Source organism: Arthrobacter sp. yr096 (assembly GCF_900108925.1).
GTDB lineage: Bacteria > Actinomycetota > Actinomycetes > Actinomycetales > Micrococcaceae > Arthrobacter.
Genome location: NZ_FNYI01000014.1, coordinates 53,700 through 78,935 on the forward strand (window position 1 = coordinate 53,700; position 25,236 = coordinate 78,935).

At 62.4% G+C, this 25,236-nt stretch carries 23 protein-coding genes and 1 pseudogene; 15 read left to right on the forward strand and 9 right to left on the reverse strand.

The window, feature by feature from the left end; genetic code table 11:
- Positions 1-6 precede the first annotated feature (6 nt).
- The 3 genes from BMY91_RS22215 to BMY91_RS22225 all read right to left on the reverse strand — a co-directional run bounded on the left by BMY91_RS22215 (position 7) and on the right by BMY91_RS22225 (position 3,745).
- The gene (locus BMY91_RS22215) at positions 7-1,539 is read right to left on the reverse strand and encodes an ABC transporter substrate-binding protein (RefSeq protein WP_090826131.1); all 1,533 of its coding nucleotides are present in this window, start codon (positions 1,537-1,539) and stop codon (positions 7-9) included.
- 247 nt (positions 1,540-1,786) lie between these two features.
- Positions 1,787-2,794: a Gfo/Idh/MocA family protein gene (locus BMY91_RS22220; protein WP_090826134.1), complete on the reverse strand. Its 1,008-nt coding sequence runs from the start codon at positions 2,792-2,794 to the stop codon at positions 1,787-1,789.
- A 105-nt stretch (positions 2,795-2,899) separates the two neighbouring features.
- Positions 2,900-3,745 (reverse strand): sugar phosphate isomerase/epimerase family protein, encoded by an 846-nt coding sequence (locus BMY91_RS22225; protein WP_090826137.1) that lies wholly within the window; start codon positions 3,743-3,745, stop codon positions 2,900-2,902.
- 200 nt (positions 3,746-3,945) lie between these two features.
- Here BMY91_RS22225 and BMY91_RS22230 point away from each other — a divergent pair, with 200 nt between their 5' ends.
- From BMY91_RS22230 to BMY91_RS22285, 12 genes are all read left to right on the forward strand, one after another.
- Positions 3,946-4,965, forward strand: coding sequence for a LacI family DNA-binding transcriptional regulator (locus BMY91_RS22230; RefSeq protein WP_090826140.1), 1,020 nt, complete (start codon positions 3,946-3,948; stop codon positions 4,963-4,965).
- A gap of 50 nt (positions 4,966-5,015) precedes the next feature.
- A complete protein-coding gene (nadE, locus tag BMY91_RS22235) occupies positions 5,016-5,837 on the forward strand; it encodes an ammonia-dependent NAD(+) synthetase (RefSeq protein ID WP_090826143.1) in 822 nt (273 codons plus the stop codon).
- Between the two features lie 325 nt (positions 5,838-6,162).
- Complete coding sequence (locus BMY91_RS22240) at positions 6,163-6,816, forward strand: PadR family transcriptional regulator (protein ID WP_090826147.1); 654 nt, start codon at positions 6,163-6,165, stop codon at positions 6,814-6,816.
- A 76-nt stretch (positions 6,817-6,892) separates the two neighbouring features.
- Entirely contained in the window at positions 6,893-7,651 is a 759-nt protein-coding gene (locus BMY91_RS22245; RefSeq protein ID WP_090826150.1) for a MerR family transcriptional regulator, read from the forward strand.
- Positions 7,652-7,695: 44 nt separating this feature from the next.
- A complete protein-coding gene (locus BMY91_RS22250) occupies positions 7,696-8,283 on the forward strand; it encodes a TetR/AcrR family transcriptional regulator (RefSeq protein WP_090826153.1) in 588 nt (195 codons plus the stop codon).
- An 89-nt stretch (positions 8,284-8,372) separates the two neighbouring features.
- Positions 8,373-9,293 carry a hypothetical protein gene (locus BMY91_RS22255; protein WP_090826156.1) on the forward strand — a complete coding sequence of 307 codons (921 nt, stop codon included), beginning with the start codon at positions 8,373-8,375 and terminating at the stop codon, positions 9,291-9,293.
- A gap of 349 nt (positions 9,294-9,642) precedes the next feature.
- Entirely contained in the window at positions 9,643-9,891 is a 249-nt protein-coding gene (locus tag BMY91_RS23670; RefSeq protein WP_371261073.1) for a PLD nuclease N-terminal domain-containing protein, read from the forward strand.
- A gap of 309 nt (positions 9,892-10,200) precedes the next feature.
- Positions 10,201-11,013 carry a VanW family protein gene (locus tag BMY91_RS22265; RefSeq protein ID WP_254780006.1) on the forward strand — a complete coding sequence of 271 codons (813 nt, stop codon included), beginning with the start codon at positions 10,201-10,203 and terminating at the stop codon, positions 11,011-11,013.
- A 42-nt stretch (positions 11,014-11,055) separates the two neighbouring features.
- A complete protein-coding gene (locus BMY91_RS22270; RefSeq protein ID WP_090826164.1) occupies positions 11,056-11,778 on the forward strand; it encodes a hypothetical protein in 723 nt (240 codons plus the stop codon).
- 66 nt (positions 11,779-11,844) lie between these two features.
- A complete protein-coding gene (locus tag BMY91_RS22275; RefSeq protein WP_090826167.1) occupies positions 11,845-13,356 on the forward strand; it encodes an aldehyde dehydrogenase family protein in 1,512 nt (503 codons plus the stop codon).
- Entirely contained in the window at positions 13,357-15,009 is a 1,653-nt protein-coding gene (locus BMY91_RS22280; protein ID WP_090826169.1) for a GMC family oxidoreductase, read from the forward strand. It begins immediately after the preceding gene.
- Between the two features lie 142 nt (positions 15,010-15,151).
- On the forward strand, positions 15,152-16,738 hold the full coding sequence (locus tag BMY91_RS22285) for an APC family permease (RefSeq protein ID WP_090826172.1): 1,587 nt from the start codon (positions 15,152-15,154) through the stop codon (positions 16,736-16,738).
- On the opposite strand, the gene BMY91_RS22290 is transcribed toward BMY91_RS22285, so the two are convergent.
- Positions 16,735-17,952, reverse strand: coding sequence for an acyl-CoA dehydrogenase family protein (locus BMY91_RS22290; protein WP_090826175.1), 1,218 nt, complete (start codon positions 17,950-17,952; stop codon positions 16,735-16,737). The genes BMY91_RS22285 and BMY91_RS22290 overlap by 4 nt on opposite strands.
- Before the next feature lie 130 nt (positions 17,953-18,082).
- On the opposite strand from BMY91_RS22290, the gene BMY91_RS22295 reads away from it, so the two are divergent.
- The gene (locus tag BMY91_RS22295; protein ID WP_090826178.1) at positions 18,083-19,801 is read left to right on the forward strand and encodes an AMP-binding protein; all 1,719 of its coding nucleotides are present in this window, start codon (positions 18,083-18,085) and stop codon (positions 19,799-19,801) included.
- A gap of 42 nt (positions 19,802-19,843) precedes the next feature.
- Entirely contained in the window at positions 19,844-20,353 is a 510-nt protein-coding gene (locus BMY91_RS22300; protein ID WP_090826181.1) for a MarR family winged helix-turn-helix transcriptional regulator, read from the forward strand.
- 5 nt (positions 20,354-20,358) lie between these two features.
- Here BMY91_RS22300 and BMY91_RS22305 read toward each other — a convergent pair.
- Together BMY91_RS22305 and BMY91_RS22310 are read right to left on the reverse strand one after the other, a co-directional pair.
- A pseudogene (locus BMY91_RS22305) lies at positions 20,359-21,244 on the reverse strand (HNH endonuclease); the annotation flags it as partial.
- Between the two features lie 208 nt (positions 21,245-21,452).
- Positions 21,453-22,319: a universal stress protein gene (locus BMY91_RS22310; RefSeq protein WP_090826184.1), complete on the reverse strand. Its 867-nt coding sequence runs from the start codon at positions 22,317-22,319 to the stop codon at positions 21,453-21,455.
- A gap of 106 nt (positions 22,320-22,425) precedes the next feature.
- On the opposite strand from BMY91_RS22310, the gene BMY91_RS22315 reads away from it, so the two are divergent.
- Positions 22,426-23,088 carry a TenA family protein gene (locus BMY91_RS22315; RefSeq protein ID WP_090826187.1) on the forward strand — a complete coding sequence of 221 codons (663 nt, stop codon included), beginning with the start codon at positions 22,426-22,428 and terminating at the stop codon, positions 23,086-23,088.
- A gap of 9 nt (positions 23,089-23,097) precedes the next feature.
- On the opposite strand, the gene BMY91_RS22320 is transcribed toward BMY91_RS22315, so the two are convergent.
- The 3 genes from BMY91_RS22320 to mmsB all read right to left on the reverse strand — a co-directional run bounded on the left by BMY91_RS22320 (position 23,098) and on the right by mmsB (position 25,226).
- Positions 23,098-23,394, reverse strand: coding sequence for a DUF4190 domain-containing protein (locus BMY91_RS22320; RefSeq protein WP_090826190.1), 297 nt, complete (start codon positions 23,392-23,394; stop codon positions 23,098-23,100).
- An 87-nt stretch (positions 23,395-23,481) separates the two neighbouring features.
- Complete coding sequence (locus tag BMY91_RS22325) at positions 23,482-24,261, reverse strand: enoyl-CoA hydratase (RefSeq protein WP_090826193.1); 780 nt, start codon at positions 24,259-24,261, stop codon at positions 23,482-23,484.
- 44 nt (positions 24,262-24,305) lie between these two features.
- Positions 24,306-25,226, reverse strand: a complete 921-nt coding sequence (gene mmsB / locus BMY91_RS22330) for a 3-hydroxyisobutyrate dehydrogenase (protein ID WP_090826196.1) — start codon at positions 25,224-25,226, stop codon at positions 24,306-24,308.
- Positions 25,227-25,236 lie beyond the last annotated feature (10 nt).

The window sequence follows — 25,236 nt, forward strand, 5'->3', positions numbered from 1 at the left end:
GGGTTCCTACTTGGCGGGCGAGTAGTTGTAGATGGACGGAACGGCCTGCTGTGCCTGCGGGGTGACGTTCACTTTGTCGTTGTGGTAATACATCTGGTTCACGCGGAACAACGGGGCGAACCACGCCTGTTCCACCACATATTTGTTGACTTCCTGGGCCAGGGTGCCAGCGTCCTGGCCACCGCCACGTACGGCCGCAATCTTGGCTTCGAGCTCAGGAGTGGTGTTTTTGAACGGGTTGTACAGCGCCTTGGTTGAAACGATCTGATCGATCGCAACCGTGGGCTCACCTTGGAAGAGATTGAAGAACAGTGCGTGATACTTCTGCGCCGCAACATCGGCGGTGAAGGTGTTGGTGATCGCTGCACCGGGCTTCAGCGTGATTCCGACGTCGGCCAGTTGCTGCTGGAGCACCGAAATGAGTGTTTCGGCTCCCGGAAGGGTGGGAACGTCAATGGTCACTTTGCCTTCGAAACCGGATTCTTTCAGGAGCTGCTTGGCCTTGGTGGGATCGTAGCTGTAGTAGTTCTCCAGCTCTTCGGTCCATGCACCGCTGTCCTTGCCGAAAGGCTGCGAAGTGGGGGTGCCTTGGCCGAGCATGACCTGTTCCAGGATGGTCTTGCGGTCGAAGGCGTAGTTGATGGCCTGGCGGACCTTGACGTTGGCCAACGCCGGGTTCTTGGCACCGTCGCGGTCCAGCAGAAGCAAACCGGACCAGTCAACCTGGTTGGTTTCAAGCTTCATCTTGGCGCCTTCGGCCTGCTTGCCGTTCTTGGGATCCAGGAGCGTGGCGTCGATCTGCCCGGAAACCAAGGCGTTGGTGCGCGCTGTGGGGTCGATGAGAATCTTGAGGGTCAGCTTCTTGTACTTCTGGAGGTCCTTGTTCCAGTAGCCTTCGCGGGCGGTGAAAACCGTCTGCGAATCCTTCACTGAGGCAGCCTTATCCATGACGTACGGCCCCGAACCCACGGGTACAGTCTTGATTCCGTCTGTGCCCAAAGCTGCCGGGCTACCCATCAGGCCGGCCGCCTGGCTCAGGAAGTACTCCAGGGCAGGCTCAGCGGCGCTGAGGTTGATGTCGATAGTGTCCTCATCCACCACTGCAATGTCCGATACCGAGCTCAGCTGGGCCATCTGCGGACCGTTCGCCTTCTTGAAGTGGTCCAGGTTGGCCTTGGCCGCCGTAGCGTCGAACTTGGCGCCATCGCTGAACGTGACGTCGGTCCGGAGGTCCACCGTGAGCTTGGTGTTGGTCTCGTTGTACTTCCACGCGGTGGCCAGCATGGGGCTGAGCTTGCCATCCGGCTCCCGCAGGATCAGGGAATCATAGGCCGCCTGGTAGGGCTGGAGCGCGTGGCCGACGTGGGCTTGGGCGGGATCCCAGGACGTGATGTCCCGGAGGGTGCCCAGCGTCAGGGCCGTGACGGCTGTTCCGCCGCCGGCGTTGGAGCCTGCTCCGGCGCCGCCACCACATGCGGTGAGCGCCAGGGAGGCGCTAAGTACGATGGCGGCTGCTGCCGCCTTGGGACCTAACTTCATTGTCGGCTCCTACTGAGTCTTTTGCCTGATGCGAGTCAGAACGAAGGGGTGTGGCCTGGACCACATATTTCCGGGTGTGGGATTTACAGTACGGACTTTGGAGACGCTTGGCAACCGATTGTCAAAAGTTTCTCATGTTGTTGCCAAGTTGCCGCGCAGAGCGGGCAGATCCTGCGGATTGAACACGAAAATGGCCGGAAACACCCCCTGGTTTCCGGCCCCGTCGTCAAGCGGTTGCACAACGCGTTCAGCCCACGCGGCCCACCATGTCCGGGTAGCTCTGCGCGTAGATATCCTTGACGATGGCCAGCGACTTCCCCGCCTCGGCAGGGTTGATCCAGAACGGTCCCGGCTCGCCAAGGCTTGCATGGAAGTCCGCGATGAGCAGCTCATGGGAAACACCCCAGTAGGATCTGCCGCCAGATTCCGCCACCCGTTCCGGAACCACTTCCACAGAGCCATCGGCATAGGTGATGGTGAGGTCCCCCCGGAGGCTCAGCGTCGCCTTTTCCGTGACGATGTCCAGAGTGACGGGAGCGTTCACCGCGTTGGCCAAGGTGGCATAGAAAACGCTCCGCGCACCACCTACATGCTCGGCCACGAACTCCGCGGTGTCCTCCACCTCAATCACGCCAGCCAGGGAACGCGTCGACGCCCGGCCCTCCACCTTGGCAACATCGCCCACCAACCACTGCAGCAGGTCCACGGTGTGGATGGCCTGGTTCATCATCAGGCCCCCGCCACCTTCAGCCCAGGTGCCGCGCCACGGCCGGCTCCGATAGTAGTCGCCGTCCCGGTGCCACATGACCGTGGCCGACGCGCCAATCACCTGGCCCAGCCCGCCGTCGTCGAGCATTTTCCGCATGGCCCGCGACGTCGCGTTGTAGCGGTTCTGGAAGCAGACGGCGATCTTGGCCGGGCTCCGCTCAGCCACCTCAATGAGCCGCTTACCCTCGGCCAGGGTGTGCGCCAGGGGCTTTTCCACAATGACGTTGACACCGCGTTCAAGGCAATCGGCGGCCACGGAGGCGTGGAGGTGGTGCGGCGTACAGACGTGCACGACGTCGGGACTCACCTCCCTGAGCATGTCCAGGAAATCCGCGTACCCCGGGACGCCGTGGGCGGCTGCTGCCGCCCCCAACCGACCTGGGTCGGTATCGCAAACCGCCACCAGCTCGACGTCGCCCAATGTGGCGATTGCCGAAAAATGGACCGTGGAGATGTCACCGCAACCGATGATTGCCGCTCTAGTCATTCCTGCTCCTTCGAAGGATGATGCCGTCTGGTGATAGTGCTGTTCCGGTGATAGTGGTGCCGTCCGGGATGCGGTTCAAGCCAGCACAGTTCAAGCCAGCACAGTTCAGGCCAGGGTGACGCCACTCTTGTGGGCCAGGCCGGCGAACGCGCGGGCAGCGATGCCAAAAGCTACCGGCCCCGAGTAGCCGCCCAGCTCGTGGGCGCTGGCCAGGTGCGGCTCGAGCGAGGCGAAGCCCGTGTATCCATCAGCCGCGAGGGCAGCGATGGTTGCTTCCAGTTCTCCATCGCCTTCGCCGGAAGGGACCACCTCACCCGTGGTGGCGATGGCATCCTTGACCTGCAGGTATTCGAGGTAGGGGCGAAGAATGGCGTATCCCTCGGTGTAGGGCTTGACGCCTACCTGGACAAAGTTGGCGTTGTCCCAGGCGACCCGAAGTGCCGGCGAGTTGACCGTCTCCATGATGTCCAGAACGCGCTCCGGGGTGTCGCCGTAGATGCCCTTCTCGTTTTCGTGCAACAAAACGATGCCGTTTGCTGCGGCTTCCCCAGCCAGCGCAGCCATGCGTTCCATGACCGCCCCGCGGACTTCTTCCTGGCTCTGCCCTTCAGCCCTGTAGAAGGAGAAGATGCGGACATACTTGGTGTCCAGCGCCTTGGCAACCGACATGATCCGGCGAAGCCGGGCCACCTCGTGCTCTACCGGCAGACTGACATCCACCTTTCCGATGGGGCTGGCAACGGCGGAAACCTTGAGGCCTTTCTCCTCGAGGATGGACTTGAGCCGCTCCACTGCATCCGGCTCCAATTCGGAAACATTGGTGCCCCAGGCGCTGCGGACTTCAATGTGGCTGGCACCGAGGGCCAGCAGTACGGCAGCCTGCACGGCGGGATCCGGATCTACTTCGTCGCCGAATCCGGACAGGTTCCACACAGCATGGGGTTGAGTCACAAAATCTCCTAGGTAGTCCTGGTACGGCACCGACCGGGGCCCGGTGACGCAGTTCACAGGCACGTCTTGTTCCCATGAGTTTAGCCAGCTTGGCACGTAATTGACAACCGATTGCCATAGTCCGCCAACGTGTGGCACTCTTGATCAACGGTGTGGCAGTGGTCACAGCCGGATGATCTGACGTTCAGAGAGGAACGCCCATGGCGACGCAGCCTGTGGCTGCAGGCAGGCCTGCAACCATCCATGACATTGCCGCCCTATGCGGCGTCGCGGCTTCCACAGTGTCCAGGGCCCTTGCCAATCCGGACCGCGTCAATATCCGCACCCGCGAGCGGATCCAGGCCGCCGCCGTCGAACTCAATTACACCCCCAACTCCCAGGCGAAGGCCCTGAGTTCGGGCCGGACCGGAGCCGTGGGCGTGCTGGTGCCGGATATCACCAACCCGTTCTACTTCGACCTCATCCGGGGTACGCAACTCCAGCTGAAAGCGGCCGGCTATACGCAGCTGCTGGTGGACACCGAAGAATCAGATGAAGTGGAAGCAAGCACTCTGGAGCAATTGCGCAAGAGTGCCGACGGCGTGATCGTCGCTGCGTCGCGACTCAACGACGACGCCCTCGCCGCTGCTGCCGCACGGATGCCCATGGTTACCGTCAACCGCGACGTCGACGGCGTCCCGGCAGTCATCATCGACACCCCCTCGGCAATGCCGCAAGCGCTGGACCACCTCATTTCCCTGGGCCACACGTCCGTCGCCTATGTTTCCGGCCCTGCCGTTTCGCAGTCCAGCGCGAGACGCTGGGGCGCCTTGTCTGCGGCTGCCGAAAGCCGGGGCGTCGAGGTTCGCAGCCTGGGTCCGTTTGCGCCGAAAACCCAATCCGGCGCCGCAGCCGCTGATGCCGCAGTCCACAGTGGCGTCACCGCGTGCATCGTGTTCAACGACCTCATCGCGATCGGCATGTTGCAGAGGCTCCGGGAGCGGGGTCTGCGCGTGCCGGAGGACATGAGCATTGTGGGCTGCGACGACATCTTCGGCGCCGACTTCTGCAACCCACCCTTGACCACCATGAGCTCCCCCATCGAACAGGCGGGTCGCGTGGCCGTCTCCATGCTTCTGGCCCAGCTGAACCCATTGGCCGGCGGCGGAAACCGCAGCCGGTCCGTCATGCCCACCCACCTCACCGTCCGCGGTTCCACGGGACCCGTCTCCCCCAACTAACGGCGCAACATGGTTGAGGCTTTGCGACCGTGCTGACTAGTGTGGAACACATGCGCGAACTCCAGGCCAAGATCATTGAGGAAATGGGCGTACAGCCCCGGATCAACCCTGCAGAGGAGGTCCGCAAACGCGTTTCATTCCTGAAGGATTACCTGAAGGCGACGCACACCAAGGGATTCGTTCTTGGCATCTCCGGCGGCATAGATTCCTCGCTGGCCGGCCGCCTCGCCCAGTTGGCCGTTGAGGAATTGGAAGCCGAGGGCGTGGACGCGAACTTTGTTGCCGTGCGCCTCCCCTACGGCATCCAGCACGACGAAGACGATGCCCAGGCAGCCCTCGACTTCATCAAGGCCAAGACCGAGTGGACCTACAACATTTCCCAAGCCGTGGACGGCTTCGAGGACGAGTTTGAGAAGACCACCGGCGCCCCGATCTCCGACTTCCACAAGGGCAATACCAAAGCACGCGCACGCATGATCGCCCAGTACGCACTGGCCGGCGAACACAACTACCTGGTGATCGGCACGGACCACGGCGCCGAGTCCGTGACGGGCTTCTTCACGAAGTTCGGCGACGGCGGCGCGGACATCCTGCCGCTGTTCGGCCTGAACAAGCGCCAGAACCGGGCACTTCTTGGCGAACTTGGGGCCCCTTCACGGGTCTGGGAAAAGGTTCCCACCGCCGACCTCCTGGATGATAAGCCGGGCCGCACCGACGAAGACGAGCTCGGCATCACCTACGACCAGATCGACGATTACCTCGAGGGCCGCGACGTTGCCGACGACGTTGCAGAGCTCCTGGAACAGAAGTACCTGCGCACACGGCACAAGCGCACCGTTCCGGTCACCATCTTTGATACCTGGTGGAAATAGCCTGAGCTAGCGTAAAGCACCTCGACGGCGGGTGCGGACTTTTGATAAGTCCGCACCCGCCGTCGTGCTTTAACCCTCTCTCACCTAACGACCGTTCCCCACCAACCCTCTCTCACCTAACACCCGGTTCCCACCAACCCTCTCTCACCTAACACCCGGTTCCCACCAACCCTCTCTCACCTCCATCGCTGAGGTGAGAGAGCGTTCGGGAAAAGCGGCCTAAAGGTGAGAGAGCGTCGGTCTTGACGTTGCGATAGTTACCGATATATCGTTAACTATCGCCGATACTCCTTCGCCGTAACACAACCGAAAGGACGATGCTGTTATGAAAGGCATCAACGAACACGACAACAATTTCCCGGAACACGGCCACGAGCACCCCGAGCACGGAGACGGCCGGGGACGCTTTAGCCGAGGCAAGGGTCGCCGCGGCCCCGGCGGCCACGGCGGAGGCGGATTTGGCCCTGGCGGCTTCGGCCCAGGCTTTGGTCCCGGCGGCTTTGGCCCCGGCTTCGGTCCGCGCGGCTTTGGCCCCGGCGGCTCACGCCGAGCCAACCGCGGCGACGTCCGCGCAGCGATTCTCTCGCTGTTGGCCGAGGCGCCATCCAATGGCTATGGCCTGATCAAGACCATCGCAGAGAAGACCTCCGGCGCATGGCGCCCCAGCCCTGGCTCGGTGTACCCAACACTGCAGCAGTTGGTCGACGAAGAGCTGATCGTCGCCGTCGGCGAAGGCCGCCGGACCGAGTTCACGCTCACTGATGATGGCAGGGCCTACATCGCCGAGCATGAAGAAGAACTGGCCAACGCCTGGAACACCGAGGCTGATGGCACTGGAGCCGCATTCCACCAAAGCGTGGGCAAGCTCATGGGCGTCATCCACCAGTTCCGCTCAGCAGCCACTGACGAACAACGTCAGGCTGCCATTGAGAAGCTCGACGAAACCCGCCGGGCGCTCTACCTCATCCTGGCTGACTAGTGGTCACCGAAGTCCCCTTGACCTTGACGTAGCGTCAACCTCTACAGTCGAAGAACAGGGCAAGGACGGAGGACGGATGGACTGGTCAATCCAGGAAATCGCCAAGATCGCAGGCACCACCAGCCGCACGCTGCGTCACTACGACGACGTCGGGCTGCTGAAACCAAGCCGGACCGGTCATAACGGCTACCGCTACTATGACGGTCCGGCGCTGGTGCAGCTCCAGCGCATCCTGCTGTTACGGGAACTTGGGCTTGGCTTGCCGGCCATCGCCGAGGTGCTCAACCGTGAGACGGACACCGTCAAAGCGTTGAGCAGCCATCTGGAATGGCTGGCCCGGGAGCAGGACAGACTGGCCCGGCAGATCGCCTCCGTTCGGCAAACCATCGACACTATGAAAGGGGATGGGAAGTACATGGCACAGGACATGTTTGACGGCTTCGACCACACTCAGTACAAGGACGAGGTGGAGGAGCGCTGGGGTAAAGACGCCTACGCCGCCAGTGATTCCTGGTGGCGCGGCATGAGCGCCGAAGAGAAACAGCAATGGAAGGACCGTTCCCAAAAATTGGGCGCGGACTGGATTACCGCCGCCGCATCCGGGGTTTCGCCCGACAGTGCCGAGGCGCAGGATCTGGCGCAACGTCACGTCGCATGGCTCCGCGGCATCCCGGGAACCCCGACGGCGGCACCTGGCGGAGACGTCAAGGGTTACGTCACGGGACTCGGCGAAATGTACGTTGCTGATCCGAGGTTCGCGGCCAACTACGGCGGCGAATCAGGGGCTACGTTCGTCCGCGATGCCCTGCGGGTTTACGCGGAGAAGCACCTGTAGCAGCCCAGGATGCGCCGATCAGGGTTAGGCAATAGTCTGGCCGGATGGGTACAAGCACCGTGAAATCCGGCGAACAGGTTGACAGGCAGAAACGTATTCTCGACGCGGCCCTGGAACTGCTGTCCCGCCACGGCATTTCAGGTATCAACATGCGGGCTGTGGCGCGTGAAGCCGGCGTCGCGCTGGGGCTTGTGAACTACTACTTCGAAGACAAATCGAGCCTGATCCGCGCGGTGCTTCACCAGATTGAAGAACACGACCTCCTGCTGGTGGAGCTGAGGGCCACGTCAACCCCGGACGAACAACTCCGGGAGTCCCTGCGGCGCGTTGCGGATCCGGGACTCCTGACCACACCATACCTATCGCTCCGCCTGCATTTGTGGGCCCTCGCCCAGGCGGACGAGGAATTTGCACAGATCAACGCCGCGGCCTTTGATCGATATCTCCAGGGGCTTGCGGCCTTGATCGGCAACGCCGTTCCCGGGCTGTCACCTGAGGAATGCCGGGATCGGGCCGCCGACGTTGTGGTGGTGCAGAACGGCATGTGGCTCACCACACTCCTGGGAATTGACAAGGCGGCCATCCAGCGCGGCATCGCCCGCACGGAAGAGATCGCCTTCGCCCCTCGCTGAGCACAACACGTGGGTAGTTCACCCCATAGCGCCAAGGGCGGGATGTGGCCGAATATCAGATGACCACTCATCAGACTCGGGGGATATTCATGAAGCTCACCACCAAACTGTTCGGCGGCCTCGCCGCGTGCGCTCTGGCACTCTCCGGGGCCGCACCGGCGAGCGCCGCCACGGCCTACCCCACCCCGACGCCGACGCCCGCCGACTGTTTCGGTGGCTTGCTGAGCATGGAACCGAACGGGAATCTCGGTGCCGTCTTCCTCAGCGGCGGCAAGCTCCGCTGGGAGAACAGCAGCTGGTCCTCGCCCGTACCGTTCGATGCGACGTACCTGACGCAGACCGGCGGATTAGGGGACGAGACCTTCGGCAAGTTCTCCTACTTCGGCACCTCCTCGGACGGCAAAGCGAAGTTCTACAACCAGCGGCAGGACCTCCAGGCGGACGGCACCTGGAAGCACTCCATCGACGGACCGATCACCACCATTGGTAACGGGTGGTTCCAGAAGTCCATCACCACTGCTTACAGCGGCACAGCGGACGTCCGGGGCCAGCAGTTCATCTTCCGGCTCACCAACGGCGGCGAACTCTACCGCTACACCTTGGACACCAACGCCCGGACCATCACCGGCACGGTCAAGGTGTTCGGCGGAGGCGCCTCCATTACAGCCATCGGCTCGGCGCCTTCAATCGCCATCAACGGCAAGCCTGTCGCCGTGTTGATGGCCACACTCACCACCGGCGAACTGCGCCAGTACATCATCCCGGATGCCACACCCACCCAGTGGAGCTCCAAGACCATCCGCCCAGCTGCGGGGAATGGCTGGCAGAACTTCACGGCCATCACCGCCAGGAACTGCGATAGCAAGGGGCAGATAGTGCTGGGCTACATCAAGCAGCGCTTGGTCGCCGCCTACTACGACCCCACCGGCCTGACCGCCAATGACAAGGACCTCGGTGGTGGAGCCTCCTCCATGCCCGCGATGCCTGAAGGCACCCGGGTGTTCGGCTAACGCCACTCACTGACGGGATTAGAAAGCCGACGACGGCGGCAGCACCCGCCGTCGTCGGCATTGAGCCGTGTTGCGATCGGCAGCATGCCTGGCAAGATCGACTCTCCCAGAGTGACCTTGAAAGTTGGCCAGCAGGCGTTCGATGCCGCGGAGCTGTCCTTAAAGGGATGGGCTTGCGGATATTCGAGCGCTTTTATCCAGGAGTGCCTGCCGAATGCTTAGGTGGCAAGGCACGGGGATGCAGGCGGTCGACTGTCCTGGAAGAAGCGGTTAGCGGTAGGGTTTCCGCAACCGAGTGCGGCAGCCACCGGATGAGGAGCTAAGACACATTGGGGACGACATGTTATTGATGCAATCCGGATCCGAAAATGCCAATCCGATCATTCCGCCGGCGTGGGAAGCCACAACCCTGCTGGCGGGCCTGGCAATTGCGATACTCTTCATCGCTGCGCTGATCAGCATCATACGGAACAAACATCAGACCCCGGTCGGCACCGCGCTGTGGATCCTAGTCGTGTTGGCAGTCCCTGTTCTCGGCCCGCTTGTCTGGTTCCTTGCCGGAAACAGGTCATCCCGAACCTCACCCACCGCATCCTGACCAAGCGCCTCTCCGAATAGTCATCGGCGGTGCCCGGTAAAAGATCCCTTACCGGACGTTCCTCACCTAACTCGGTGCATGAGGTCTAACCCATGCATGAGTGAGCCATTCGGTCAGGCTTTTGCATGACTCGTCATAGCCGGGATCGTCACGGTTTTGGGGTTTTCTCCAACGTCTGAAAAAATACGCTTGACCCCGAGATTTCCGGGCGTCGCTCTGCCCTGTTCAGGGCTTGTTATTGGGGAAGCCTTGGCACGAAAGCTGTTCTGCGAAATATCGCCTTTGACCTACCGTCTCTCGGTTCAGCGCATGATCATCACGCGCAAGGCCAAGGACTTCTTCTCTTCCACCGCCTTTGCCAGGCAACGCCCTCACGAGGTGTTGCCGGAGGTGGTTTATCGCCACAATTCACTGATCAGACGGAAGCTGGGCAATGTCGACCTGCACCTGCAGGAAAACAAAGCCGTCAGCCTTGGGATCGCGGCACCTCTGGTCAACTCCGTGGTCATCCGGCCGGGAGAGACTTTTTCATTCTGGAAACTGGTGGGCAGCTGCACGGAAGCCAAGGGCTACCGTGAGGGACTGGTCATCAACCACGGCCGGGCGGACTCGGGCATCGGCGGAGGGCTGTGCCAGTTCACCAATCTGCTGCATTGGATGGTCCTACATAGCGAACTGACAGTGGTCGAACACCACCACCACGGGGATCTGGACTTGTTCCCGGACTTCAACCGACAGATCCCGTTCGGGTCGGGGACCTCGATCATTTACAACTACCTGGACTACAGGGTGCGCAACGATACGGACCAGGCCTACCAATTCCTTGTCACCACCACCGAAGAGCACTTGTGTGGTGAACTGCGCGCCGAACGCGTTCCCACAGTGAAGTTTCACATCCGCGAAGAAGACGCCTACTTCCACGAAGCAGACGGCAACGTCTACCGCCACAACAAGGTGGTTCGCCATACTCGCGACAAGCGGACGGGACTCGTAACGTCCAAAGCGCAAATCATCGAGAACAACGCCCTCGTTGTCTACGACCGGTCCCTGATCAACGCCCCCATCCTCCCAGAGCGTCCGAGTCCGGAAACGGACGAACTCCTCACAGCGGCAACCGTCTAAAGACAAACGCCAATGCCTCACCCCGATTGAAGGATGGTGGGCATGACAGATGAGCTGTGGGCGTGCACTGAATTGTTGGGCAGGCCGTTGGTTGCGGCCGCCGCGTCCATTCTTGTCATCACAGCCCTGGGAGGCTGCGCCACCGGCGCCGCTGTTCCAGCCAAGAATCCCGGCACGGCCGCTACAAGCTCCACGCCCCCACCTCAGGCTGAGTCAACCGCCGGAACTGCCGGCGCCGGGGGGCTCGACCCCGCCACTGAATCTCTCACGTGGGAGAACGGCAACAGAATCCTGGGTGATGAAAATGGTGGACACACCCCTGACATTGCCAGCTCTTTAACAGATCCCAGCGCCGTATGGCAGGCCGACTACAGCCGCATGGCGACGGACGGGATGATGACCTTCAGCTCGGATACCACGCAATGCAAGGTCCGAACCATCCAGGTGCGCAACCAACCCTCCGAGTTGGTGGCCGGTGACGACCACGCATCTACGTTGAAGGTCCTCGCCATCCTCATCCCCGGCAAGCCGGACCTCGCCGCCAACGTCAAGGAGACAACCCTGGGCTACGGCATGGCCGGTAATCGCGGAGTGGACATGTTGTCTCTCACCTACCCATCGGGCGACTCCTACGGGTACACCGCGGTGAGAACCTTCAGCAAGCCGGCAGTCACAGTCAAGGTGGAGGCGCTCTGCCCTAATGTCGAGACACTCAAAACCACCATCGCGGAGATGCGCCACAACATCAGTATTAACGCACACTAAGGCTAATTGAACATCTGTTCATTATTTTCCTTGAACGGATGTTCAAGATGGACTAGCCTGCTTCGTATGACCCAAGCCACATTTTCCGATTCTGCCTCCACGCTTTTCATCAACGGCTCGTGGGAGCCGGCTGCGTCCGGTGCTGTAAGAAAAATCCACAACCCGGCCGACGGCGAGCCTGTCGCCACGGTGTCCGAAGCCGGCCGCGAGGACGCCGAGCGAGCCATTTCCGCAGCCCGCGCAGCCTTCGATTCCGGCGTTTGGGCAAACGTCCCCGCTCCCGAGCGCGGCGCCTTCCTGCTCAAGGTCGCGGCGGAACTGCGCGAACGCCGGGAAAAGTTCGCCCGCGCCGAATCCCTGGACACCGGCAAAAGAATCATCGAAAGCCGCATCGACATCGATGACATCGCCGCCTGCTTCGAATACTTCGGAAGGCTCGCCGGACAGTCGGCGGGCCGCGTAGTGGACGCCGGGGACCCCGCCGTCGTGAGCAAAATCGTCTACGAGCCCGTGGGCGTCTGCGGCTTGATCACGCCGTGGAACTACCCGCTGCTGCAGGCTGCGTGGAAGATCGCGCCGGCGCTTGCCGCCGGTTGCACATTCGTCCTCAAGCCGGCCGAACTGACCCCGTCCACCGCAATCCTCACCATGCAGTTGCTGAAGGACCTGGGTCTGCCGGACGGCGTCGCCAACCTGGTCACTGGTCCCGGAGTCAAAGCGGGCGCACCACTTTCGGAGCACCCCGACGTGGACCTGGTTTCCTTCACTGGGGGCTTGGAAACCGGCAAGCGCATTGCCGCAGCCGCAGCCGGCACCGTGAAAAAGGTGGCGCTGGAGCTGGGCGGCAAGAACCCCAATGTCGTGTTCGCTGACGCTGACTTTGACGCCGCCGTCGACAATGCGCTGAACGGCGCCTTTGTGCACTCGGGCCAGGTCTGCTCCGCCGGGGCGCGGCTGGTGGTGGAGGAATCCATTGCCGAACGCTTCGTGGACGAGTTGGTCCGGAAGGCAAAGAACATCCGCATCGGCGGCCCGTTCGACGAGGACGCCGAAACCGGCCCGCTCATCTCCGCCGAACACCGCGACAAGGTGGACGCTTACGTTCAGCGTGGCGTGGCCGAAGGCGCGCGGCTGCGGTGTGGCGGCGCGGCCCCTGAAGGTGAAAAGTTCGACGCCGGCTTCTACTACCAGCCCACCGTCCTGGACCGCGTGACCCGGGGAATGTCGGTAGTGATCGACGAAGCCTTTGGCCCGGTAGTAACAGTGGAAACGTTCCGCACGGAGGACGAAGCCGTAGCCACTGCCAACGACACCATCTACGGACTCGCGGGCGCGGTCTGGACGCAGGATGCAGGCAAGGCCCAGCGGGTTGCGGGCCGTTTGCGCCACGGCACGGTATGGATCAACGACTACCACCCCTATCTTCCGCAGGCCGAGTGGGGCGGCTTTGGCCAGTCCGGCGTCGGCCGCGAGCTCGGCCCCACCGGCCTCGGGGAATACCAGGAAGCCAAGCACATCTACCAGAACACCAGCCCCCAGGTGACCGGCTGGTTCGCAGACCACGGCAAGGAGAACTAGATGCACGTCGACAATATTGAGAACCTCAGCGAACGCGGGTTCGATTACGTCGTCATTGGCGGCGGGTCTGCCGGCGCTGCCGTCGCCGCCAGGTTAAGCGAGGACCCTGACGTCACGGTGGCGCTGGTGGAAGCCGGCCCGGATGACCGCAACCTGCCCGAAATCCTGCAACTGGACCGCTGGATGGAACTGCTGGAATCCGGGTACGACTGGGACTACCCGGTGGAACCGCAGGAAAACGGGAACTCCTTCATGCGCCACGCCCGTGCCAAAGTCATGGGTGGCTGCTCCAGCCACAACTCCTGTATCGCGTTCTGGGCTCCCCGCGAAGACCTGGACGAGTGGGAGTCAAAGTACGGCGCCACCGGCTGGAACGCTGCCGCCGCCTGGCCTTTGTATCAGCGGCTGGAAAGCAACGAGGACGCCGGAGCGGACGCTCCGCATCACGGCCATGATGGTCCGGTGCACCTGATGAACGTACCCCCGAACGATCCCGCCGGGGTTGCACTCCTTGATGCCTGTGAGCAGACCGGGATCCCCCGGGCAAAGTTCAATGACGGCACCACCGTGATCAACGGCGCCAACTTTTTCCAGATCAACCGCCGCTCGGACGGGACGCGTTCTTCCAGTTCGGTCTCCTATATCCACCCCATCATCGACCGCGAAAACTTCACGCTGCTGACCGGCCTGCGGGCCCGCCAACTGGTGTTCGACGCGGACAAGAGCTGCACCGGCGTCGACGTTGTTGACTCGGCTTTCGGCCGGACGCACAGGTTGAACGCGCATCGCGAGGTCATCCTGTCCACGGGCGCCATCGATTCCCCCAAGCTGCTCATGCTCTCCGGCATCGGCCCGGCGGCGCACCTTGAGCAGCACGGCATCGAGGTCCTGGTGGACTCCCCCGGCGTCGGGGAGCACCTGCAGGACCATCCGGAAGGCGTGGTGCAGTTCGAGGCCAAGCAGCCCATGGTGCAGACCTCCACCCAGTGGTGGGAGATCGGCATCTTCACTCCCACCGAAGAGGGCCTGGACCGCCCGGACCTCATGATGCATTACGGTTCCGTGCCCTTCGATATGAACACCCTGCGCTACGGTTACCCCACCACGGAGAACGGCTTTAGCCTGACTCCGAACGTCACGCACGCGCGCTCCCGCGGGACTGTTCGACTGCGTAGCCGGGACTTCCGCGACAAGCCCATGGTGGACCCCCGCTATTTCACCGATCCGGAGGGGCACGACATGCGCGTCATGGTGGCCGGTATCCGCAAGGCCCGGGAAATCGCGGCGCAGCCCGCCATGGCCGAATGGACCGGCCGGGAACTATCACCTGGTATCGAGGCACAAACCGACGAGGAGTTGCAGGACTACATCCGTAAAACACACAACACCGTCTACCACCCCGTCGGCACAGTCCGGATGGGACCCGTGGAGGACCCCATGTCACCCCTGGATCCTGAGCTAAGGGTCAAGGGCGTTACCGGGCTGCGCGTGGCCGATGCCTCCGTCATGCCGGAACACGTCACGGTGAACCCCAACATCACCGTCATGATGATCGGCGAGCGCTGTGCCGATCTCATTAAGGCCAACCTGGCTGCCGGCCGGACGGACGATACAACGACAGCGGAGGCCGACTTCAGCCTGTCTCTCGCCTGATCAGGAAACTTGCTTTAGACCAACGCAACACCAATGGGGGAACAGCCCGAGGCACACCGTGGTGCCCGGACTTTGATATCCACTGCGTCCAAAGGCGGCCGCAGGTTATCACCAACCGTGCATGTCTGAATGAGGAGTTCGAATGTCAGAACCCAGCAAATTAGGACCCTGCAAGAGCGATGCAAGCGGAATGGACGAGTTTGGCTATGCCCAAACCCTTGACCGCAGCATCGGTAAGTTCGCCAGCTTCGCCGCCGGCGTCAGCTACATCTCCATCCTCACCGGCGTTTTTCAACTGTTTTACTTCGGATTTTCGACGGCGGGACCGGCCTATGCGTGGTCGTGGCCCATCGTCTTCGTCGGCCAACTTATGGTCGCTCTGTGCTTTGCAGAACTCGCCGGCCGCTACCCGGTGGCCGGCTCGGTCTATAACTGGGCCAAGAGGCTTTCAACCGGAACGTGGGCCTGGCTGGCCGGCTGGTTGTTGCTGCTCTCTTCCATCATGGCCCTGGGTTCCGTTGCCTTGGCTCTCCAAATCACCCTGCCGCAGATCTGGAGTGGCTTCCAGCTGGTGGGCGATGGAACCGGCCCTTACGACTTTGCGGTCAACGGGGTCATCCTGGCCAGCATCATGATCGGCATTTCCACCCTCATTAACGCGTTCGGCGTGAAACTCATGACCATGATCAACAGCGTGGGCGTGTTCGTGGAACTGGTTGCTGCTGTCCTGCTCATTGCTGCGCTCATTTGGCATTCCGTGCGCGGACCCGAAGTCCTCCTGGATACCGCTGGCTTTGGCGAAGAGCATCCGCTGGGCTTCTTTGGAGTGTTCCTCATTGCCGCCATGGCTTCCGGTTACGTCATGTACGGATTCGATACCGCCAGTTCCTTGGGTGAAGAAACCAAGGACCCCAAGAAAACGGCTCCCAGGGCAATCCTGCGCGCTGTCACGGCATCCTTCCTTCTGGGAGGGCTGCTCCTGCTGGGCGGAATCCTGGCCGCACCCGACCTTTCCGATCCCAAGCTCGGAGCCGCTGATGGCGGGCTGCAGTACATTGTGCTGTCGGTGTTGGGTGGCCCGTTCGGCAAAGCGTTCCTGGCCTGCATCGTCGTGGCCGTTGTGGTCTGCACTCTGGCCGTCCACGCAGCAGCCATCCGGATGATGTTCGCCATGGCCAGGGACAACAACCTTCCCTTCAGCCGTCAGCTCAGCAAAGTGCACCCCACCCGCAAAACCCCCACGGTTGCTGCGATCGTCATCGGTGTTGTGGCTGTGATTCCGTTGATCGTCAACATCTCTCAGCCGGCCATCTTCACCATCCTCTCCAGCATCAGCATCGTCCTGATCTACCTGTCCTACCTGCTGGTGACCGTGCCCATGCTGCGGCGCCGGTTCCTGAAGAAGTGGCCCCTGAAGGACGATGGATCAGAACCCGGATTCAGCCTCGGCAAGTGGGGGCTGCCCGTCAACATCGTGGCAGTGCTCTGGGGCGGAGCCATGACATTGAACCTTGTGTGGCCTCGGCCGGAGATTTACAACTCAGTACCGCCCTTCGAGTGGTACCTGCAATGGGGCGGCGTCATGTTCGTTGCGGCAGTAGTCATTGGTGGAACGCTCCTCTACCGTCTCCGCATCAGGCACCGGACTGGAGTCCTGGCCGAGCACGCGGTCCTTGCACCGTCACCGGACCCTGCCCAAGAAGACCCCGCCCTAACAGTCAAGGCCTAAACAAACGCGGATTTCCCTGTCACCGCACGGGCCACGATCATGGAGTTGATCTCGTAGCTGCCCTCGTAGGTGTAGAGGATCTCAGCATCCCCAAAGAGCTTGCCCATCTCGTAGTCCGTGGTGATTCCGTTCCCGCCCAACAAGGAACGGCCCATCGCCACGGACGAACGGGCGAGCCGGGTGGTGGTGGCTTTGCACATGGCAGCCTGGACCATTTCGAGTTTCCCGGCCTGCTGGATGCGGGCAAGCTCCACCATCATGGACAGTGAAGCGTTGGCATTGCCCAGAATGTCGGCGAGCTGCTGCTGGACGAGCTGGAAGCGTGCCAGTTCCTTGCCAAACTGCTTGCGTTCCAAGGCGTAGGCCCGGGCAATATCGAAGGCCGCCAACTGAATCCCCGCGGCCTGCCACCCCACCCAGGCCCGGGAATCGCGCAGCAGGTCATTGGCACGGGAAAACTCCGTGGCACCGGGCAGCAGGTTCTCAAGGGGAATCCGCACCTCGTCCAACACGATGTCCGCATTCTGCATGATGCGGAGGCCGATCTTGTTCGAAATCTTGGTGGCCGTGTACCCGGGGCGGTCGGTCTCCACAATGAAGCCCTTGATCTGACCGTCTGACTCATCGCGGGCCCATACCAGGGCGAAATCGGCAATCGTGCCGGCCCCGATCCACCGCTTGGCACCGTTGATGACCCATTCGCCGCCGTCGCGTCGCGCCGTCGTCGAGAGTCCTCCGGCGATGTCGGAACCGTGGTCCGGTTCGGTGAGCGCAAAGGCTCCCAGCTGGGTAAAAGCCTCCAACCCGGGCAGCCATGTGCGCTTCTGCTCCGGGGAGCCGAGCTCATCAATCATGCCCACGATGAGCTCGTTATGGATGCCCACCAAGGCAGAAAGCGATACGTCTGCCCGGGCGATCTCGGTGTACATCAGGCCCTTGAAGAGCTTGGTGGACCCGTCAGTCTGAAGGCCGCCAAGCCCGAATTTGGCCATGTCTGCCAGCAGCCCGAACGGGAATTCCTCCCGGTTCCAATACTCGATGCTGGCCGCCCGGATGCGTGTTTGCAGGAATTCCCGGATCTCCAGGTACCGGGCACGCTCTCCGTCGGGCAGCAGGTCAATGACGTGCATCAGGTCCGCCTCCGGATAAGGAGGGAGGACGCGTTCTGGTGCCGAACCGTTGGTAACGGTGCCGGCAGCTTTTTCGTCGAGCATTAGACCCCTTCGTCATGTCCCGCGCGGGCTCTTCCAAACCCTTGGATGTCCTAGTATATTGCAAGGTGATGTGGATCACTAGGCGGGATGTTGCGGCGATGACGCCCGGCAACCCAACGAAAGGCGGACTATGACAGTCACAGAAGACTTCCGTGCGGCCCGCGACCGGCTGCTGGAACTGCGCGAAGACTACAAACTGGCGCACGCCGAATTCGAGTGGCCTCGCTTTGAGCACTTCAACTTCGCCCTGGACTGGTTCGACCAGATCGCGGCGGATGAGGACAGGGGCGCCAAGCCCGCGCTGGTGATCGTGGAACAGGACGGCAGCTCAACCCGCCGCAGCTACAGGGACTTGTCGGAGCGTTCGTCGCAGGTGGCCAATTGGCTCCGCAACCAGGGCGTCAAACGCGGCGACCATATGATCATCATGCTCGGCAACCAAGTGGAGCTGTGGGAGCTCATGTTGGCCGGCATCAAACTCGGCATTGTCATGATCCCCACCACCACGCTGATGGGCGCCCGCGATCTTCAGGACAGGGTGGAGCGGGGCGGGGCAGGCTGGGTGGCCGTAGGAAGTGCCAACATCGGCAAGTTCGCGGCGGTGGAGGGGGACTACACGCTGGTTGAGGTAGGCGCGGAACGCGCCGACGCGGAGGCAAAACAGTACGCAGATTCTTACGACGCCGGCGCAGACTTCACGCCGGACGCCGCCACCACAGCGGACGAAACTCTTCTGCTGTACTTCACGTCCGGCACCACCTCGCGAGCCAAGCTGGTGGAGCACACCCATACCTCGTACCCGGTGGGCCACTTGTCCACCATGTACTGGATCGGACTGGAACCCGGCGATGTCCACCTCAACGTCGCCTCCCCGGGCTGGGCCAAGCATGCGTGGTCCAACGTTTTCACTCCCTGGATCGCCGAGGCCTGCGTCTTCATCTACAACTACGAACGCTTCGACGCCTCCGCGCTGATGGACCAGATGGGCCGCGAAGGCGTCACGAGTTTCTGTGCTCCCCCAACGGTATGGAGGATGCTCATCCAGGCTGATCTCACGCAGCTCAGCAGCCCACCCCGCAAGGTGGTCTCGGCCGGTGAACCCCTGAACGCGGAGGTGATCGGCCAGGTGGAGAAAGCCTGGGGCGTCACCATCCGCGATGGTTTCGGCCAGACCGAATCCACGGTCCAGATCGCCAACACACCTACCCAGGCAGTGAAGATCGGCTCCATGGGACGGCCGCTGCCCGGGTACGACGTCGTTCTGGTGAATCCCGTCACCGGGCAGGAAGCCGACGACGGCGAACTCTGCTTGCGCTTGGACCCCCGGCCCGTGGGGCTCATGAAGAGCTACTTCGGCGACGAAGCCAAGACGGCCGAGGCCTTCCGCGATGGCTACTATCACACCGGCGACATGGCCAGCCGGGACGCCGACGGTGTCATCACCTATGTTGGCCGGGACGACGACGTCTTCAAATCCTCCGACTACCGGTTGTCTCCCTTCGAGCTTGAAAGCGTGCTGATCGAGCACCCCGCAGTGGCGGAGGCCGCCGTCGTTCCTTCGCCTGATGCCGTGAAGCTGTCGGTACCCAAGGCGTTCGTGGTGCTGGCTGCCGGCTACCAACCCGGGCCAGAGGTCGCGGAGGACATCCTTCGCTACTGCCGGGAGCACCTCGCGCCGTTCAAGCGCATCCGCCGGCTCGAATTTGGCGAACTCCCCAAGACGATTTCCGGCAAGATCCGGCGCGTCGAACTGCGCGGGACAGAAGTCGCCCGGCATGGCGACGGTCCGTTGCCAGCAGGATTAGGCGTCGAATACACCGAGGAAGAGTTCCCGAATCTGAAAGACTAGCCAACCAAGGCAACAGGCCAACCACGGAACCGAAGGAGGCTCATGGGCACCCCACTCCCCCGCGACCCCATTGCCGACGCCCAGCGCAACTGGGAACGGCATGGTTGGGGTGATGTCGCCGCGCCCATGGCTGCCATCACCGCGATCATGCGCACCCAGCAGATCCTGTTGGCGCGCATCGAAACCGTCCTCAAACCTTTCGGGCTGACCTTCGCACGCTACGAACTGCTGGCATTGCTGAGTTTCGCCCGCAGCGGCGCACTTCCCATGAACAAAGCCAGCGCGCTCCTGCAGGTGCATCCAACATCGGTGACCAACGCCGTCGACCGTCTTGAAAAGGCCGCGTTGGTGGTCCGTTCACCGCACCCGACGGATGGCCGCACCACCCTGATCGAGCTCACCGCCGATGGCCGCACCTTGGCCAAGAAGGCGACGGCGGCGCTCAACGCCGAGGTATTCGGCAAGTCCGGTTTCGGAGACGACGACGTCGATCACCTCATCCGCGTACTGGGAACCTTCCGCAGGGATGCCGGAGACTTCACGGAGGAATAAGCTCCCTACGTTCTGGAGGGGCTGTGTCCTGGCAGGGGTGAGGCTTTGGATTGGTAGGTGTGCCCTGTGGGGGTGGTGATTTCCAGGGTGTGTACGCCGCGCGTGCCGCCGTGCAGGGCCCGGGTGGTCCAGCCGGGGTGTTCTTTGGTGTGGTTGCAGGCTTCGCACAGTCCTGCGCCGTAGGTGAGGTTCGTTTTTCCGCCGGACTGCCAGGAAACCACGTGGTCGATATGCCGGATGGGCGCGTCGCAATACGGCGTGCGGCAAGTGTCGTCACGGGTCTCAATGAAACGCCGCAGCCGGCCGCTAAAAAGCCGGGCCTTGGAGTCCGTGCCGAGGAGTTCTCCCGTGCCCGGCGCTGTGTAGAGCCGGCGTACCCAGACGGTGAGCTCCGCATCCGGCGTTGCTGGCCTTGAGTCCGTGGCTTGGCCCAATCCCAGGAGTTCCCTTCCCCATTCGGCTGGGACGATTCCGTAACCCGTTCCACCAAAGTGTCGGCCATGATCTGGCCACGCGTCGGGACAACACCACCAGAACCGGAAGCATCACCTGAACCGGCGTCACCGCTGGAGCGGGCCGAGTCACCGGCAATAGCGCGGTCAGGTACGTCATGGTGTCTGGCGCCGGTCGCAGGCTCACGGTCCGTTCCGCGGCAGCACGGCTGGCACGACCCGCCACCGGGCGTGGATCACGACGATACGCAGCAGCCTTCACCGCAGCAACAATCGCCTTGTCGCCCTTCCCCTCAAACGTCCCGGCATCGGGTGCAAGTTCCTCGTCCACCGCAGCTCGGTCCTCAACGGACAAGCACGCGGTCTCCCTCACCAGCAGCGTGGCGCGCCACTCATTCAAAAGCCCTGACTGCAACGCAGTGATAGCCGATTTCATCTCCTCCCACACCCGCAGCTGCTCGATCAACTCACCACTGACGGTGCTGGACGGAGCAGCGAGCAGAACGTTTGCATGGGAGACCGGAACAAGGACACGAGACATCCCTGCCGCCACTCGATTTTCCCCAATCTGCTCCATGAACCAACCATGTCAGCAGGCACCGACAATATAAGGTCAGTGCTCCTTAAGGTCAGTGGTCAAGCGAGCCCTACGCCACCTCGGTTGTGACGCGGCGGCGTGAGACCAGCACAGGACTGTGGGCGTGGTGAAGGACGGCGTGCGCGGTGGAGCCAATGGTGCCCTTGATGACTCCGTGCCCTTTGGTCCCCACTACCGTGATGCGCGCACCCTGGGAGGCTTTGACCACGGCCTTGGAAAAGGAAGCATCGAACAGCAGCTCCCCGGCAACTGTTACCCCGGGCGCTTTGTGGCGCGCTTGGCTCAAAACTGAATCAAGGAGGGCTTCGGCATCCGGATAGGCTTCCACGGGCTCACGCAACAAGCGGTACCCCGCTGGCTCGTGCAGCACGTGGACGATCATGAGGTCCGCACCCGTTGCCGCAGCAAAGCGGCACGCATCGTCAAGGGCTGCCGGTGATCCCGAGTCATCAACGGCCAGCAGCACCGGCCCCTCCGGATGGTCATCAGCTCGGATCACTGCCACAGGGCATTCTGCAGTGGCGGCCATCTCCAGGCTCACGGAACCAACCAGCAGGCCCATGAATCCTCCCAGGCCCCGGCTTCCCAGCACCAACATCTCCGCTCCAAGGGACACCCGGGCAAGGTGGTCGCGGGGCGTCCCATGCAGCAACGTGGTGCGGACTTCCAGATCGGGGACGGTCTCCTGGGCGAGCGCCAAACCTTCCTCCAGTACTTTCTGGGCGGCACGTTCCAAGCCGCTATCGGCAACACCAGGCACGGGACCCCTGTTGTTGGACAGCAGGACCCACAGGGAACAGTGGACTACGTGGAGCGAACACTCCCGGACCACGGCATATTTGGCAGCCCATTGGACGGCGCGCTTTGCTTCCTCTGATCCGTCAAAGCCAACCACGATGGTGCGCTGGTTCGTCATGGCCAGAGCCTACGCCGGCGCCCGGGGCGGCACCAGAGCGTCATCCCCGGGCTTCCTGCGCAACACACTGCTAGGCTCCCAAGCTGATACCTCAGGAGGAAATACCGTGGGCTTTGCCGAAGAACTCAGGAATAACTGCGCCCAGGATTGGGATGCCGCCGTCAACCATCCGTTCGTGGACCAACTCCTGGACGGCTCCCTGGGCGATGACCACCTGCGCGGCTACCTCGTGCAGGACTACCAATTCTGCGATGCTTTCACAGCCCTCCTGGGCCAGGCCGTTGCCTCCGCACCGACGCTGCCTTCCCGCTTGGTGTTCGCCAGGGTACTCGGGGCTTTCGCGTCTGATGAGAATACATACTTCCAGGATTGCTTCGAGGAACTGGGGGTGCCGGAAGCAGACAGGACAGCGCCCGCTCTCGGCGCAGCCACGAGCGATTTCGACGCCCTCATGCGGTCTGCCCTCGCCACCCGTTCCTACCCGGAGGTGCTGGCAGTTCTCCTGGTTGCCGAGTGGCTGTACGGCGACTGGGCTGCCCGTGCCGGCGATCCTGCCGCATGGCCGGCCCAGTCGAAGCATGCCGAGTGGATCCGTCTCCACAACAACCCCGAGTACAACGGGTGGGTGGCATGGCTGCGCGACGAGTTTGACGCCGTCGAGCCTTCCTCGCCGCAGCAGCGGCAACGGGTGGCTGTTACGTTCGCCGACGCCGTGCGGCTGGAACGCGCCTTCTTCGACGCTGCGCTTGTCCCGGCCGCGGCCGTTTAGCGCAATGACCTATTGGGTAGCCGACGTGACGGCGAAGATCAGCGCCGAGCCGAGGGACAGGATGCCGATTCCGTAGCCAACCGCCAAGGCTGCAATGGCAAAACCGCGTCCGCGTTCGCCGCGCTGCTGTATCTGGTTCAAGGCAACGTGTCCTGCACCGACCACGAAAACCGCGATGACAGCCATGCCGGCAAAGAAGAGGCCAACCACCGCCAGAACCGCCATCGCGGCGGCCACGATGGCTTGACGGTTGACCGGCTGCAAAGACGTATCAGTTTGCCCGGTGTGAACGATCTCCGTTGACATGTTCTCTCCCCATTCGTCAGTGCACCGAGTCTATCTACGCAGCACTCAAAACCCCGGCTGCCCCGCCTGTGGCGTCCTTCCTGCGAATTACCGGTGTTTGAACTCGGGTTGGCGCTTCTCGCTGAACGCGGCCATGCCTTCCTTCTGATCCTCGGTGGCGAAGAGCGAGTGGAACACCCGCCGCTCGAACAGCACTCCCTGCGCCAAGCCCATCTCGAAGGCGGCGTTGACGGCTTCCTTGGCCACCATAGCTGCGGGTTTGGACTTGGAGGCGATGACTTCGGCGGCCTTGATAGCCTCCTCGATCACCTCGGCCGCAGGAACCACGCGGGACACCAGTCCCGAGCGCTCGGCTTCCTCAGCATCCATGAAACGGCCCGTCAGCACCATGTCCATCGCCTTGGCCTTGCCCACGGCGCGCGTGAGCCGTTGGGAACCGCCCATTCCGGGGATCACTCCCAGGTTGATCTCGGGCTGGCCGAACTTGGCGTTGTCCCCCGCGATAATGAAGTCCGCCATCATGGCCAGCTCGCAGCCACCGCCCAGAGCGAACCCGGACACGGCAGCAACAACAGGGATGCGCAGGCGCGTGAGGTCCTCCCAGCGCCGGAACCAGTCCGCCGCGTACATGTCCATGTAGCTGTTGGAGGACATTTCCTTGATGTCAGCGCCGGCAGCAAACGCCTTGGCCGATCCCGTGATCACTACCGCTCCAACGTCCGGGTCAGTGTCCATCGCAGAAACAGCGTCCACGAGTTCATTCATGAGTGCAGTGTTCAGCGCATTCAAGGCAGCGGGCCGGTTCAATGTCACCAGGCCAACGCGGCCCCGACGTTCAACCACAATGTTCTGGTACTGCTCCGTCATGCTCTCCCTCTCGTCAAAATCCCTCATGTACACAGCTCAAACTCTCACACAGACTTATCGCGGATCTCCGTGATGATCCCCGAGAAGTCCCTTCCGGCCCCATCCCCGGCGGCAAAGGCGTCGTAGATACGTGAAGCCAGGGGACCCATTTCCGCAGCAACCCCCGTGCTTTCCAGCGCGTTCAGGGCCAGACGCAGATCCTTGGCCATCAACGCACCAGCAAAGCCCGGCTGATAGTCGCGGTTAGCGGGGCTGGTGGGCACCGGTCCCGGTACCGGACAGTTGGTGGTCAGCGCCCAGCACTGCCCGGACGCGTTGGAGGCGACATCGAACAGGGCCTGGTGCGTGAGGCCCAGTTTCTCGCCGAGCACAAAGGCTTCGGCAACGGCAATCATGGACACACCCAGGATCATGTTGTTGCAGACCTTCGCGGCTTGCCCGGCACCGTGGTCACCGCAGTGGACAATCCTTTTGCCCATGAGCTCCAGAACGGGCTTCACCGTCTCGAAGTCGTCCGGCAAAGCACCCACCATGAAGGTCAAGGTGCCCGCTTCAGCTCCCACCACGCCACCGGACACAGGAGCGTCCACGGATCGGTGACCCGCCGCCACAGCCAGAGCTGCAGCCTCACGGGCCTCGTCCACGTTGATGGTGGAACAGTCCAGGAACAGCGTGTCCGGATTGGCAATGGACAGCAGGCCCGCCCCATCCACACCCCGGTAAGCGTCCAGAACATGCTTGCCGCTGGGCAGCATGGTCAACACCACGGCCGCCTCCGCTGCCGCCTCGTGAGCAGTGGAAGCCATGGGAATACCGTGGGCCAGCGCTGCCTCCACAGCCGCTGGAACGGGGTCATATCCAATAACGTCGTGGCCGGCCTTGATCAGGTTGGCCGCCATCGGCCCACCCATATGGCCCAGGCCAAGGAAAGCGATGAGGCCGGTTGCCGCTGCGTTCTCTGTCATGATCGTCTCC